The organism is Clostridium sp. YIM B02555 (genome assembly GCF_022320955.1).
GTDB lineage: Bacteria > Bacillota > Clostridia > Clostridiales > Clostridiaceae > Clostridium > Clostridium saccharoperbutylacetonicum.
Genome location: NZ_JAKJJY010000008.1, coordinates 188768 through 203640, shown reverse-complemented (window position 1 = coordinate 203640; position 14873 = coordinate 188768). Strand labels below are relative to the sequence as shown.

Here is a 14873-nt window from a genome sequence, read left to right as displayed (position 1 = left end):
AAATGAAAGGGAAAGTTATGCTAAAGTTACTTAAATATTTTAAGTTTAATAAAGTAATTGTTACATCATTAGTTATAGTTATATTGCTCAAAACCTTAGGAATATTATATGTTCCAACCTTGACGGCTAGTATAGTTAACAATGGAGTAGTGAAAGGGGATATGGACTACGTATTAAAGACTGGTGGGATAATGATAGGTGTTGCAATACTTACTGGAATATTAGCTATATTATCTACATATTTGTCAGCTAATTTATCAGCAGCACTTTCGCGAGATATGCGTAGGAAAATATTTTTGCATTCACAAAAGTTATCTATAGAAGATTATAAAAAATTTTCTACTTCCTCTTTAATAACACGATGTACAAGTGATGTAAATCAAGTGGAAAATACAGTAATAATGATTTTTGAGATGATTATTCCTGTCCCATTTATAACCTTAATAGGAATGTTATTAGCATTTTTTAAAGATAAGTATATGGCTTTAATAATACTTATAACAGGGGGATCACTTCTAATATTTATTTTACTAATAAGTAAAAAAGTTATAAGTTTATCAATTGGAATGCAGGAAGAGTTAGATAAAATAAATTCTAGAGTTAGGCAATTTATTTCTGGAATACGAATTATACGTGCTTTTAATCGTGACAGGTATGAAAAAAAGCTAATGGATAGCACTTTTGAGAGCTATGCTGATATTAATATAAAAATGAACAAGATATTTGCAATGGGAATGCCGTTAATATTATTTATATTAAATATATGTACTGTGGCTATTTTATGGTTTGGAGCTATCAGAATAAATGCTGGAAAAATGTTAGTTGGAGATATTATGGCCGTTATAGAATATTCAATAATTATACTCGTGTATTTAGTTATGGCTGTAATGGTGCTTATGAATTTACCACGTGCTAGTGCATGCTCTAAGCGTATATTAGAAGTGTTGGCGTACAAGCCTGAAATTATAGATGAAAAAATAACTAACCAGATTTCAAATAATAAAAAAGTCTTAGAATTTAGAAATGTTATATTTTCATATAAAGATGCACAGGAGCCTGTACTTAAAGGTATTAATTTTACTTGTGAAAGTGGTAAAACAACTGCAATTATAGGTGCCACTGGTTCGGGAAAAAGTACTATTGCTAAATTAATACCAAGATTACAGGACGTAAAAAATGGAGAAATATTAATTAATGATATTAACATAAAAAAGTTTTCACAAAAAGATTTAAGGAATATTATAAGCTTTTCGCCACAAAAAGCATTTCTATTTAGTGGAACTATAGCTAGCAATATAAGACATGGAAAAAAGGACGCAACGTTAGAGGAAATAAGAAGTGCTGCTATAACGGCTCAAGCAGATAACTTTATAATGGATTTAAAATCTGATTATGATTCAATAGTCTCGCAGGGGGGAAGTAATTTCTCAGGAGGGCAAAAACAGAGAATATGTATTGCAAGAGCTTTGATAAAGAAAAGTGATATATATGTATTTGATGATAGCTTTTCTGCCTTGGATTATAGCACAGATGCTAGACTCAGAAGAGCGATGAAGGAAAGGTTAAAGGATTCAATTGTTATAACAATTGCTCAAAGAATAAGTACTATTATGGAAGCAGATCAGATTATAGTCTTAGATAAAGGACAAATAGTAGGAATGGGAACGCATAAGGAACTTATGAAAAATTGTTCTATTTATATAGAAATAGCAGAATCACAATTGAGCAAGGAGGAATTAGCTAATGAATGATGAAAGATCAAATGATATACTCTCCTTCGATAGTGAAATATCAATAGAAAAAGCTAAAGATACGAAGAAAACATTAAAAAGGCTAATGAAACTGCTCCTTAATCAAAAATGGAAATTAATTGTTGTAATATTTTTTGCTATTATGAGTTTAGCCTTTACTATGATTGGTCCATTAATTTTTAGTGAAGCTATTAATACTATATATGATGGAATAAAAAATACATCTTCTAGTAGTTACTTTAATATAAGATTTGATATCATAATGAAGTTAGCTTTTATGCTATTGGGAATATATTTGTTATCCTTCGTATCTAATTATATACAGCAGTATATAATGGCATCAGTAGCTCAAACTTTAGTGTTATCTATAAGGAAGAAAATAAGTGAAAAGCTCACAAAAGTAACTTTAAAATATTATGACACACATAAAAAGGGAGAAATTTTAAGCAGGATATCAAATGATTTAGAAAAAGTATCTGATACACTGCAGTCAGGACTCATGCAGTTTATTACAGCTGTTCTATCAATAATAGGAGCTGTCTCATTTATGATTTTTATAAATTGGATATTAGCCTTAGTAGCTATTTTTATTATTATCATGGGAATTATAGCAGCATCTATGTTTGAGAAAAAAAGCATTAATTATTTTACGAATAGACAGGAATCTTTAGGAAAATTTAATGGGCAAATTGAAGAATATTTTACTGGGCAAATGGAGGTAAAAGCCTTTAATATGGAAGAAGATATAATAAAGGCTGTGGAAATGTCTAATGAGAAATTATATTTAGATGAGAAAAAAGCACAATTTATCACCTATGCCATAAATCCTTTAATTCGCTTGATGAACCAGGTAGGATATGTAGTAATAGCTGCTATGGGAGCTATATTCGCTATTCAAGGAAGATTGTCTATTGGAATAATACAAGCTTTTTTTCAATATGTAGACCAAGCCTCAGAGCCACTAACTGAAGCAGCATATATATTAAATTCAATGCAGGCAGCTATTGCCTCAGCAGAACGAGTATTTGAAATTCTAGACGAAGCCCAAGAAGCAGGAGATATTGCAGATAACAAAATAATATCAAATCCAAAAGGCAATATAGAGTTTAAGAACATAAGATTCGGATATGAAAAAGAAATTCTAATTTCAGGTGTGAGTTTAAAGGTGACAGCAGGGCAGAAGGTTGCTATAGTTGGTCCAACTGGTGCAGGAAAGACTACATTGATAAATTTACTTATTAGATTTTATGACTTAAATAGTGGGAGAATAGAAATTGATGGGATTGATATTACCAACTTAAAACGAAGTGATTTACGAGCTTTATTTGGTATGGTGCTGCAGGATTCATGGCTTTTTGATGGAAGTATAAAAGATAATATTTCATATGGAAGAGAAGGCACAGATATTTCAGAAATTCAAAAGGCAGCAAGACTTGCAAAGATTGATGATTTTATAAGAGCACTTCCACATGGATATGATACAGTTTTGAGTGATGAAAATTCATCCATATCTCAAGGGCAAAAACAGCTGTTGTGTATTGCTCGTGCAATTTTAGCAGATCCTAAAATCTTGATTTTAGATGAGGCAACCTCAAGTGTAGATACACGTACAGAATTGGAAATACAAAATGCTATGGATAATCTAATGAAAGGTAGAACAAGCTTTATAATTGCTCATAGATTATCTACCATAAAGAATGCTGATAAGATATTAGTTATGGATAAGGGAAATATTGTTGAACAAGGTACACATGGAGAATTACTGACTAAAAATGGGCTATATAATAAGATATATAACAGTCAATTTTCACATGGGAAGTAACAATTTATATTGTCATAAAAGCTACAATGCATGAAATATTTTTGCCAATATTGGATTTGTTATTAGAATTATGTTTGTGGTAAAATTAAACAGAATGTAAAATCTGTAATTAAAATAATACTTAATTCGTTCAAAGAAAGGAAAGGATAATATAGATACACAACGTAAGAATTATATTTATGCAACAATTACCGAAATCAGATACATTTATCTTCTACAGGACTAGTGAAATTTTCGCTGGAAGGTTCTAAGTGGAAGGTTGCACCCATTTCTGCATGTTCCTAAAGTAAATTTATGACAAGCAGAAAATGAAACAACCTTCCACTAATAACCATCATCAGCTCAATTTCACATGCCTGCTTCCAGAAAAATGTATCTAATTTCTAGTGTAGTGTTACGATTATAATTTCTCGATAATGCATACATATTCCATTTATAAGTTTGATTATTAATTTGGATATCTATATTTTTATTTGGTTTCCTACTTGGAACGAGTGAAAGGAATGGCATAAATATGAAAACAATATACAAATGTTTCCCAGAAGGAAAGTTTAAAGCATTAACAATGAGTTATGATGACGGAAGAGAACCAGACAAAAGATTACTGAAATTATTTAATAAGTATGGAATAAAAGGAACCTTCCATTTAAATTCTGCACTTTTTAAGGATGCTCCACCAGCACCTAATGATGTTTATGGTTTAAGAATACCTGAAGAAGAAATTAGAGAGTTATATAAAGGGCATGAAATATCATGTCATACTGCTACACATCCAACTATAGCAAGATTACCATTAGCACATGTAGCAAAGGAAATTATTGCTGATAGAGAAAAGCTAGAAGAATTAGTTGGATATACAGTAAGAGGTTTATCTTATCCAAATGGGTCTTATAGCAATGAAATAAAAACTATGCTGCCAAGCCTTGGAATAGAGTATGGTAGAGTAGTTGAAACTACAGGAACCTTTGATTTGCCAATAGATTTTCTTGAATGGAAAGGAACTTGTAAGCATGCAGATCCTGATTTACTTAAATATGCAGAGGATTTTGTGGCATTGACTAAAAAACAATATATGTACATGTTTTATGTGTGGGGACACAGCTTTGAATTCCCTAGGGACAATAACTGGGAGGTAATTGAAAAGTTCTGTGAAAAAGTAGGTAATAGAGATGATATATGGTATGCAACTAATATTGAAATTGTTGATTATTTAAAGGCTTGTGATAATTTACAATATTCAATGAAGGGAGATTTTGTATATAATCCAAACTTCAGATCAGTTTGGGTCAGTGTAGCAGGAGAAATCTATGAAATTCCTGGAGGAAAGCAAGTTTACTTTAAATAGTATAACGGAATAGTTTTAACCTCAGAAGTGGGGTTAGAATAATATATGAGGCATAAAGGAATATAAAGTAAAACAACTTAATTGGTTAGATTAGTAGCCAAATTAAGTTGTTTTATTTACTAGGTGACTTTTCCGTTACTTTACGATATACTTTATTGAATCTACTATAGATATCAAACGCGAGAATTAGACTTATACAACAATTACCGAAATTAGATACATTTATCTTCCACAGGACTAGTGAAATTTTCGCTGGAAGGTTCTAAATGTGGGCTTGCAGTCATTTCAGCGTGTTCCAGATGTAAAAGCTCCAGGGAGAAAGTTCGTGTTTCCAAATATAAAAGCTCCACAGGAGAAAGTTCATGTTTCCAAATATAAAATTTGGACATTCACTTTTTGGACACTTACTTTTTTGACACTCACTTTTGGACAAGCTGAAAATGAAACAAGCCGCAGTTTGATTATTCATTTGGATATCTATATTAATAAATCAATAGTTTATAAAAAACTAATACTAAAATCAAAAATGTAAGGAACAAAGGAGATGAGGACATCAATGTTGCAAAATATAGATGATTCTATACTAATATTTATAAAAAATAATATGCATAGCTATATTATGGACAAGGTTATGATTACAAGTACTCACTTAGGGAATAATGGAGCCATATGGATTGTAATAATTCTATTATTGATGATAAATAAAAAATATAGAAAAATTGGACTTATAGCTTTAGGTGCTTTAATCATAAGTGCAATTTTAGGGGAAGGAATACTAAAGCATTTGGTTCAGCGAACACGTCCCTGTGTTAATATTCCTGCAATTGATATGCTGATTAAAAAGCCCACATCATATTCTTTTCCATCAGGGCATTCAGCTTCAGCTTTTGCTGTTGCAGCAGTATTAGCTAATTATTTTAAAAAGTATAAATTTGTTTTATTTGGGTTAGCGTTATTAATAGCCTTTTCAAGGTTATATTTATATGTGCATTACCCAACGGATGTACTAACTGGAGTTATTTTGGGGTTGATTTCCAGCAAAATAGCAATTGCTTTTTCAAAATATCTTACAGAAAAAATAGATAGCAAAGAATGCAGAACTATTTAAATTAATAAAGGTTTTTACATATTTATCTAGAATACTTTATTAAATTTATATTTATTTATATGTTGAGGAGGTATTGGGGATGAAAGAAATGGCAGGTTTATTTGGATGGATTGGTGTTTGGGGCTATGCAATAGCATTACTTAACTTTTTTATGAAGTATATAAATAAAATATATATAAATAGGTTACCCAAAGACAAGGAGAAATTCAAAAGTATTTATAGAGGTATAATGAAATTTGTAGTGAAATATCATAAAATAGCTGGAGTAATTGCATCAATAGCAATCGTAGTACATTTTTACTTAATGTATAGTTATAAAGGTTTATCAATACCTGGACTTATAGCTGCTATTGTAATGTGGATTGTATTTACAATAGGGATATATGGCTTTGGAATCAACAAAAATATGAGGGGGAACTGGGTGAAAATACACAGGATTTTATCCTTTCTTTTAATAGTCCTTATAGTATTTCACGTAATGTTTACAAAAGTATTATTAATACATAAATAATACTATAAGTTGCCACACTAATGACATAATTATCTTATATTATAAAGGTATAAGATAATTATTTATTATTTACCCCTTATAAAAATATATAACCAGTATTTAGAATGATCTATTCACCCTAGTAGATCATTCTTTTTTTGTTTTAAGTAAAGATATCCAAAGCGAGAATTAGACTTATGCGGAACTTACCGAAATTAAACACATATTTATTACAGCGGACTAATGAAATTTTCACTGGATGGGCTCTAAGTGGAAGGGGGCACCCATTTCTGCATGTTCCTAAAGTAAATTTATGACAAGCAGAAAGTGGAACAACCTTCCACTAATAACCATCACAGCTTAATTTCATATGCCGCTTGCACAAATATGCATCTAATTTCTAGTGTAGTGTTACTATTATAATTTCTCAATGATACATGTATATTCCATTTATAGGTTTGATTATTAAATTGGATATCTATAACTTATTGGTTATAATAAAAATAAATAATGCCCAATTGAGAAGCAGGAGTTTGTAATAATTCTCAAGTCTTTATTATTTAAAGAAGGAGAGGCTAACAATGCTATTTGAAAGAACAAAATTTTATAACGATTTTAATCCTGCTCTGGATAAAAATAAATTAAAGCAAGGAATAGACTAGAATTTAATACTTTAATGGTCGATTTTTATAATAACAAAGATGGTGATAGGATTTGTGAATTTTTCTACGAGCATTGTTTGGAAAGATATTAAGACTGAAGTATATGATAATTGATTAATTATATAAAAACGTTCGACAAAATATTTGCGTAAATCTTTGTTATACAATGCTTTATGTCGAAAAATGAAGAGAATAATATACATAAATGATATGAACATTATTGATTAGAAAATCTGGGAAAAGGCTGTATGTATGTCGGATTGCTAGCTTTGCGATTTTAGTGAATGTAGAATATAATTACTGTGCTTGTGCGATTGGAGTAGTAAATTCATATAAAAGAGTTATTAAAGTAATTTTAATACAAACCGATAATTAAAGTGTAATAAATACATTTATTACTAAATTTAATTTGAGGAGTGGGTTATATTGGTCGAAAAGATTAAAAAAAGAAAAATTGCTATGGGTATTGTTACAAGTTTATTTATTGGTTTTTTATCAGGAACGAACTCTTTTATCGACAAGGCATATGCATCTGCATTACCAGGGGTGCACCATGCTACTGTAGGAAATGATGTATTTCTAGGCGGAAATTACATAGAAGTTGGAGTTAATAAGCATGGATCTTTTGGTACGTCAAGTGCAGCGCCTGCTGGATTCCATCCAGTAAGCAGAACAACGCTAGGAATGGTGGTAGATGGAGATGGTTTTGATACAGGGAATGCATCAACTACAGGGGATTTCTTTTTGCCAGGTTCTCCATATGAAGGCTATGTGGTTGGATATAAAGATTCAGAAGGCACAAAAACATTAGCAAAGGTTTCTGAGAGAACATCAATGAATGGTATAACAAGTATTTCTACAACAGATACATCAAGTGGAGATACGCTCTCAGCAACAACTGAAGGAACTACTAATGATGGAAAATTAAAAATAACTCAAGTAGTGTCTTTTAATGTTAATGATAAATATTTCAAGGTAAATGTGACATATGAAAATTTGAGTGGAGATAAAATCTATGATGCTAGATATCTAAGAAGCGTTGATCCAGATCAAGATGCAGATAAAAATAGTAATTATGCAACAAAAAATTCAGTTGTAGAAAATCCACCTGAAGATAGTAGAGCTATTGTTATTGCAAAAGGTGCTGTTACAAATGAACCATTTTTATATCTTTCTTCAGATTCAAGAGCAAGAGCAGCAATTACCAATCAGACAGATCCTTATAATACAAGTTGTTATATTGCTGATGGAGCAGGATTATTGAAAGCTGAGACAACAGCTGATACATGGATAACTATTACTTTTGATTTAGGTGACATTGAAGCAGGAAGCTCTGTTTCCTTTGAGTTAATAAATAGTTTGGATCCAGACCTTAGTTCTGCATTAAATATAGTTGGAACTACAACACCACCGGCTGTAACTGTAACAACACCAGCAGCAGTAACAACACCGGCAGCTGTAACAACTAAAAAGCATCATGATACAACAAGTATATATACTGATAAAAAGAATGTGAATAATGATAGCACAAATAATAATACAACAAATAATAATACAACAAATAGTAAAGCAGGATGGGTAGAAGGTGAAAATGGCAAAAAATATCTAATAAAAGAGGATGGCTCTAAGGCTACTGGCTGGAAACTAATGGATAATAAATGGTATTTCTTTAATAATCGTTCTGGTGAGATGGTGACTGGCTGGTATAAATCTGAAGTCGGAGATTGGTCTTTTGATGGAAAAGATACAGCAGGGGTATGGTTCCATTTAGGGGCAGATGGTAAGATGGATACAGGATGGTTTAAAGACATAGATGGTAAATGGTATTATTTGTGTGATGGAAAAAACTATGGCACTTTAGGGCATATGGAAACAGGTTGGAAATACATAGATAATAAATGGTATTATTTAAATGCTGATGGTGCTATGGCAAGTAACACAGTAGTTGATGGATATGAATTAGGTAGAGATGGTGCTGCAATTTAGTAGTATATGAAATTTATATTATAGAGGTTTCGTAGCAATAAGTCTTTGGATTACATAAAACAAGTAAATGTGGAAAATAAAAATATGTTTTGATAAGTGCAAGAGTTAAAATTGATCCCAGTAAAGTATAGAAAATTGCTTTACTGGGATGTTTTAATTGGTTTGATTTTTTATAAAATTATTATTTTATCTGGATGCAGAAGTGAAAAAAGGACTTGCAATTCACGGAGGTAGCGTGAAGAGAGCAAAAAATTCGATATTTAACTATATTGAAAAATAAAGTAACAAAATGATGTTAAGGAAAGAATAGATAAAGGACTCATTGATATTAGTTTGCTTGCGGAACCAGTTAGTATTGAAAAATATGATTTTATCAGGCTTACTAATAAAGAAACTTGGGGAGTGCTTATTTAAAAACTAAATTATTTATGTCTAATCATATTTACTCATTATTTTAGATTATGTATACTTAGTATATTTAATATTAAAATTTAAGACAAGTACGCAGAAATTTGCTACCAGATACGAAATTGTGTACCAAAAGGAGGAAATAAAATTGGCAAATCAAAATAACTATGATACTTTTTTAGAATTAATAAAGAAATCTGATACGAAAAGTGATTGTCCTGTAAAATATTCAATTGAACAAATTGGGGGAAAATGGAAGCCTAGAATAATTCTTCAGTTATTTAAAAATGATACAATAAGATTTAATGAACTTAAAAGAGAAATGAAAGGAATAACTAATACAATGTTATCAAATTCGTTAAAAGAACTTGAAAATGATCAAATTATTGAGAGAGTACAATACAATGAAATGCCCTTAAGAGTAGAATATAATTTGACGGATAAAGGAAAAAGTTTATTACCATTAATTTATGAATTATCAGTTTGGGGTATAGAGCAAATGAAATCTGGTGATTAGACTTTTATATATTAAAGTTTTTTGTCGTATATTAAGTATATTTTTTCATACCATGTATATAAAAAAAGAGTATTGTATAAGTTTCATAATAATAATAGGATTATATTAATCTATTTTATGCAAAAATGCATGTAAAAACTAACTAGGGTAAACAAAAAATTTACTTTAATTTTAAGAAAGGTGAGATTTATTATGATACTTATAACTGGAGCAAATGGCCAAACTGGTCGTGCAATAATTAAGGCTTTATTATCGAAAGGTGAGGAAATAAGAGCGTTCGTTTATAGAACTGAACAAATTGAGAAAATTAAATCTTTAGGTGATATGGAAGTAATTGCAGGAGATATGATGGACCCTAAAGTTGTAGATAAAGCATTTAAAGGAGTTGATGCTGTATACCACATCTGCTCTGCTTTAAATCCACTTGAGGTTGAGATTGGAGAAATGATGATAAAAGCTGCTCAAGCAGCTAAAATAAAGCACTTTGTATTCCATTCAGTATTACATTCTGTGCTCCAAGATATGCCACATCATCAGAAAAAGCTAATGGTTGAAGCAAAGGTGGTGGATTCGGGAATTCCATATACTATCATTCAGCCAGCAGTAATAATGCAGAATATATTTGAATCTTGGAAATCACTTACTGAAAAAGGGATATTTCAACAAAAGTTCTTTACAAAAGAAACTCGCATGAATATGGTTGACTTAGATGATGTAGCTGAAGCAGCAGCTATAATTCTTACAACCTCAGGTCATACAGGTGCTACATATGAACTTTGCGGACCTGAAAACTTATCTTTATCTGGTATGGTAGCAGCTATGGAGCAGAATTTTGGAAGTGAAATTAAAGTTGAAACTACTGAAGATAAAGTGTTTGAAGCACAATTAAAAAAAATTGGTGTGGGAGAGTATAGATTAAATGGACTATTAAAAATGTTTAAACATTATAATGATCATGGGTTTGTTGGTAATTCCAATGTTTTAACATGGATATTAGGTAGAAAGCCAAATGATTTTTCATCATTCATTTCAAGTGCAGTAAATATTGAAAAACACTAATAGTGTAAATTAAGGTATGAAAAATATAAGTGGAAATTAATGTATATTATTAAGTTAAAATGCTTAAAACAAGGAGGATATAAATTATGAATTTTTGTTGGATAACATTAAATGTGAGCAATATGGAGAAGTCTCTTAAATTTTACCATGAGATAATTGGATTAGAAATTGCAGAACAATTTAAGGTTGGAGAAGATACTGAAATTGTAATGCTTGGAGAAAAAGATGGAACGAAAGTAGAATTGATATATAATAAAAAACAAAATATTCCGGCTCGAACTGAAAGACTTTCTATTGGCTTTGAAGTTAAATCACTTGATGAGGCTATGGAACTTTTAAAAAATAATAATATTCCTATAAAAAGAGGGCCAATTTCACCAGCACCATCATCTACATTTTTCTTTGTAGATGATCCAGATGGAATGGAAGTACAAATAGTTCAAAATAATTAGGTAAAATAGTATTAGAGTTATTCAATATTGCGTATTATAATTTTGAGTAAATATAAAATAATATGAAAAAGATTATTAGGATAATTTAATAGTTAAGGATTAAATTATCCTTGTTTTTGTTATTTAATATATATTTTAGTGTGATTTGGAATTATGCTTTTTAAGCATAATTAAAATGAAATATAAGCATTACTCCTAGTAAAAATCAAATGTTATACTTTTTGTCTTTTTTCAAGCATATATTTCATATCTGCTTTTAAGGCTGCAATTAATAATTTGCCAAGTGAGTCTTTAGGCATGTTATCTTGATCAAATATTTCATCAATATCTTTAATTGAACCTAGATCAAGAATAGCATCTAGAGCTTTTTTTAGCGATTTAAAATCATCTCTAGTATTTGTATAGTCTTCTCTATTTATTCCATATATCCAGTATTCCTCAGGGGATTCGCTTATTAAAACTACCTTTTCGATAAAATTTTTTGAGGGATTTCTTTTTCCGCTTTCAATTAAGCTATAATAGCTTTCGCTAACCTCGAGTTTAGCTGCCATTTCTTTTCTTCTTAGATTTAGCTCTTTTCGAAATTTTTCTAAGCGTTCATTAAACATATGCTTATCTCCTTTAGATATCTAGTGTACTTGCTTGTATACTACTTGATTTTACTTATTTTATTCATAGACTACATATGTGCAATGTAGTCTATAATTTGCATATTTTGTTCTAAATATAAGAACATTTTATGTAAATCATATCTTTGATATAGTGTTGTAAGCAATTGTGTATTTTAAATTATAATTAAATTATAAAACAGCATTACAAATTTGTAAAATATATATTTCAAATAAATGGAAAAATATTTTTTGTAGATATATAGATATTCAAAGCGAGAATTAGACATATGCAACAATTACCGAAATCAGATACATTTATCTTCCACAGGACTAGTGAAATTTTCGCTGGAAGGTTCTAAGTGGAAGGTTGCACCCATTTCTGCATGTTCCTAAAGTAAATTTATGACAAGCAGAAAATGAAACAACCTTAGAGGAAACTCGACTCACATTCGTTCGTTGAGTAAGCGATTCACACCAAATCAGTTTTTTAAAGGAGGTTAACTCATGAATGAGTTAACTAAGTTCAAGAAACCAAATCATAGATTTAGACTTTCACTTATCTGCTTAATAACCATCATTAGCTTAATTTCACATGCCTGCTTCCAGAAAAATGTATCTAATTTATAGTGTAGTGTTACGATTATAATTTCTCGATAATGCATACACATTCCATTTATAAGTTTGAGTATTAATTCGGATATTTATAATTTTTCTGAAAAGGTATTTAAAAATAATACTTTTAAATCAGAAATTAGAGTGATATAATTTTAAAATTTCAATAACGAAAATAAATTTTAAAAAGTGAAAATTATTTTAAAAAAGTGCTTTACATTTAAAAGTAAAATATTTACAATTGAGTCGAGGAGGATTGAGAAGGGATTTTATAAAATGAGAATAGAAATGTGGATAAAGGCTTATAAGGTTGCAGAAAAACTTCATATCATTAGAATGCAGTTTAGTAATATTGAAAATGGTAAGTGTGAAGTTGAGATATTAGAAATAGAAAAGTTAAGAAAATTTATGAAAAGAGTATTGATGAAGTTAAATCAGCATGAGAGGTGACATATGGTGAATGAAGAAGAAATACTATTTAATAAACTTCATGATGTTATTAAAAATTCTTACTTGAATAAAAAGACACTTACGGTTTTAGAATGTGCAGAGTTTATAAATGTTAGTAAAGATAAAATAAGAGAATTAATAAATAAGCCTAATACTGACTTCCCTTATTTTAAAGTAGGAGCAAAAGTATTTATAAATAGAGATTTATTGTTAGAATGGCTTAAAAAAATATCATTAGAACATAGAAAGATATAAACTGAATTTAAAATTGTAGCATGAATTTAAGAAGAAAAATAAATATGATATTTTTAAAAATGAAGCAATTATATTCAAATTTGAAATATTTTATATGTGGGAGTGTGAAAGTTGTGGCAGATATTAAATGGATTAAATTAGCTACTGGCATGCCTGATGATGAAAGAATGAAGTTAATAGATGAAATGCCAGAGAGAGATACAATTCACTATTTATGGATAAGATTACTTATACAAGCAGCTAAGACTAATGCTGATGGGGCAGTTTTCTTATCAGAGGATATGCCATATACTGATACAATGCTTGCTGTAATATTTTCTAGGCCTTTAACATCTATAAAACTTGCATTAAAAACGTTATCACGTCTTGGGATGATTGAAATAGATTCTGATAAAATAATCAGAATTGTAAACTGGGACAAGCATCAAAACATAGAGGGAATGGAAAGAGTTCGTGAACAAAATAGAAAAAGAGCTGAAGCTCATAGAGAAAAGAAAAAATCAGAAAAGAATGCAACTAAAAGCAATAAGGAAGAAACTTACAAAGATGAAGCATTAGAAGAAGATATAGATTTAGGAGAAAATAAAGACTTAGATGAAAATGAGGCATTAGAAAATTTAGAAACTAGTGAAGAAGCTTATGAAAATGCTGCTATTGATGGTAAAACTAATACTGATACTAATGAATCAGTTAGTAATATCAGTGCTGAAACTGCTAATAATAATTGTACTGTTACTAAAAATACTAGTAACGTTACACAAAATAAAAGTAACGTTATAGTAACGAAACAGAATAAGAAAGAGATAGAGAATAAGAATAAGAATGAGAAAAGAGAGATAGATAAAGATAAAAACATAGAGAGTAATAAAAATAATGCTTGTGATTTAAATAATAAAACCTCAGCTTGCGATGAAGCAATAGGTCAGTCTAGTCCTTTTGAGAAGCATAACAATACCAAAAATGAAGTTGTAGAAGAAGAGGATATAAATCTTAAAGCTTTAGAGCTTATGCAGTATCATGAAAAAATAACAGGGAAAGTTGGAGGTTGTGACTATGTTGCACTAAGATCAGCTATTGGTATTCATGGAGAAAAGTGGGTTAAGATGGCTATGGATGTTAGCTTTGAGAAAAATTGTCCAGATATAAAGTATGCTATTGGTATATTAAAAAATTGGAGACGGGAAGGGTATCCAGAGGATAAGGTGGAGGTAAAGAAAAATGGGTTTAGAAGCGCTGGAAAGAATAGCACAGCGGATAAAAATGAATTTACAGGATTCAAACCAAAAGAACCAAAAAAACTTACAGAAGCCAAACGAAAGTGGGCAGAGGCGAACCTTATATAAAT

Annotated in this window: 14 protein-coding genes; 13 read left to right on the top strand and 1 reads right to left on the bottom strand. The window is 30.0% G+C overall.

Features of this window, described 5'->3' with window-relative positions; all coding sequences use genetic code 11:
• Nucleotides 1-17 precede the first annotated feature (17 nt).
• From L3B98_RS13740 to L3B98_RS13695, 10 genes are all read left to right on the top strand, one after another.
• Nucleotides 18-1751 (top strand): ABC transporter ATP-binding protein, encoded by a 1734-nt coding sequence (locus L3B98_RS13740; RefSeq protein ID WP_238917123.1) that lies wholly within the window; start codon nt 18-20, stop codon nt 1749-1751.
• A complete protein-coding gene (locus L3B98_RS13735) occupies nt 1744-3573 on the top strand; it encodes an ABC transporter ATP-binding protein (RefSeq protein WP_238917122.1) in 1830 nt (609 codons plus the stop codon). Before L3B98_RS13740 ends, L3B98_RS13735 begins: the two co-directional genes overlap by 8 nt.
• Before the next feature lie 514 nt (nt 3574-4087).
• Complete coding sequence (locus L3B98_RS13730; RefSeq protein WP_238917121.1) at nt 4088-4918, top strand: polysaccharide deacetylase family protein; 831 nt, start codon at nt 4088-4090, stop codon at nt 4916-4918.
• 268 nt (nt 4919-5186) lie between these two features.
• A complete protein-coding gene (locus L3B98_RS13725; protein WP_238917120.1) occupies nt 5187-5450 on the top strand; it encodes a hypothetical protein in 264 nt (87 codons plus the stop codon).
• Nucleotides 5451-5474: 24 nt separating this feature from the next.
• Entirely contained in the window at nt 5475-6026 is a 552-nt protein-coding gene (locus L3B98_RS13720; RefSeq protein WP_238917119.1) for a phosphatase PAP2 family protein, read from the top strand.
• A gap of 79 nt (nt 6027-6105) precedes the next feature.
• Nucleotides 6106-6537, top strand: a complete 432-nt coding sequence (locus L3B98_RS13715) for a hypothetical protein (protein WP_238917118.1) — start codon at nt 6106-6108, stop codon at nt 6535-6537.
• A gap of 1067 nt (nt 6538-7604) precedes the next feature.
• Nucleotides 7605-9164: an N-acetylmuramoyl-L-alanine amidase family protein gene (locus L3B98_RS13710; RefSeq protein WP_238917117.1), complete on the top strand. Its 1560-nt coding sequence runs from the start codon at nt 7605-7607 to the stop codon at nt 9162-9164.
• 556 nt (nt 9165-9720) lie between these two features.
• On the top strand, nt 9721-10089 hold the full coding sequence (locus tag L3B98_RS13705; RefSeq protein WP_238917116.1) for a helix-turn-helix domain-containing protein: 369 nt from the start codon (nt 9721-9723) through the stop codon (nt 10087-10089).
• Between the two features lie 192 nt (nt 10090-10281).
• Nucleotides 10282-11148: an NmrA family NAD(P)-binding protein gene (locus L3B98_RS13700; protein WP_238917115.1), complete on the top strand. Its 867-nt coding sequence runs from the start codon at nt 10282-10284 to the stop codon at nt 11146-11148.
• 86 nt (nt 11149-11234) lie between these two features.
• Nucleotides 11235-11600, top strand: a complete 366-nt coding sequence (locus L3B98_RS13695; protein WP_238917114.1) for a VOC family protein — start codon at nt 11235-11237, stop codon at nt 11598-11600.
• A gap of 212 nt (nt 11601-11812) precedes the next feature.
• Here L3B98_RS13695 and L3B98_RS13690 read toward each other — a convergent pair whose 3' ends face one another.
• On the bottom strand, nt 11813-12208 hold the full coding sequence (locus L3B98_RS13690) for a helix-turn-helix transcriptional regulator (RefSeq protein ID WP_077361741.1): 396 nt from the start codon (nt 12206-12208) through the stop codon (nt 11813-11815).
• A gap of 891 nt (nt 12209-13099) precedes the next feature.
• On the opposite strand from L3B98_RS13690, the gene L3B98_RS13685 reads away from it, so the two are divergent.
• The 3 genes from L3B98_RS13685 to L3B98_RS13675 all read left to right on the top strand — a co-directional run bounded on the left by L3B98_RS13685 (nt 13100) and on the right by L3B98_RS13675 (nt 14871).
• The gene (locus L3B98_RS13685; protein ID WP_173696277.1) at nt 13100-13273 is read left to right on the top strand and encodes a hypothetical protein; all 174 of its coding nucleotides are present in this window, start codon (nt 13100-13102) and stop codon (nt 13271-13273) included.
• Nucleotides 13274-13276: 3 nt separating this feature from the next.
• Complete coding sequence (locus tag L3B98_RS13680; protein WP_077361743.1) at nt 13277-13528, top strand: excisionase; 252 nt, start codon at nt 13277-13279, stop codon at nt 13526-13528.
• 113 nt (nt 13529-13641) lie between these two features.
• Nucleotides 13642-14871, top strand: a complete 1230-nt coding sequence (locus tag L3B98_RS13675) for a phage replisome organizer N-terminal domain-containing protein (RefSeq protein WP_238917113.1) — start codon at nt 13642-13644, stop codon at nt 14869-14871.
• The last annotated feature ends 2 nt before the right edge of the window (nt 14872-14873 follow it).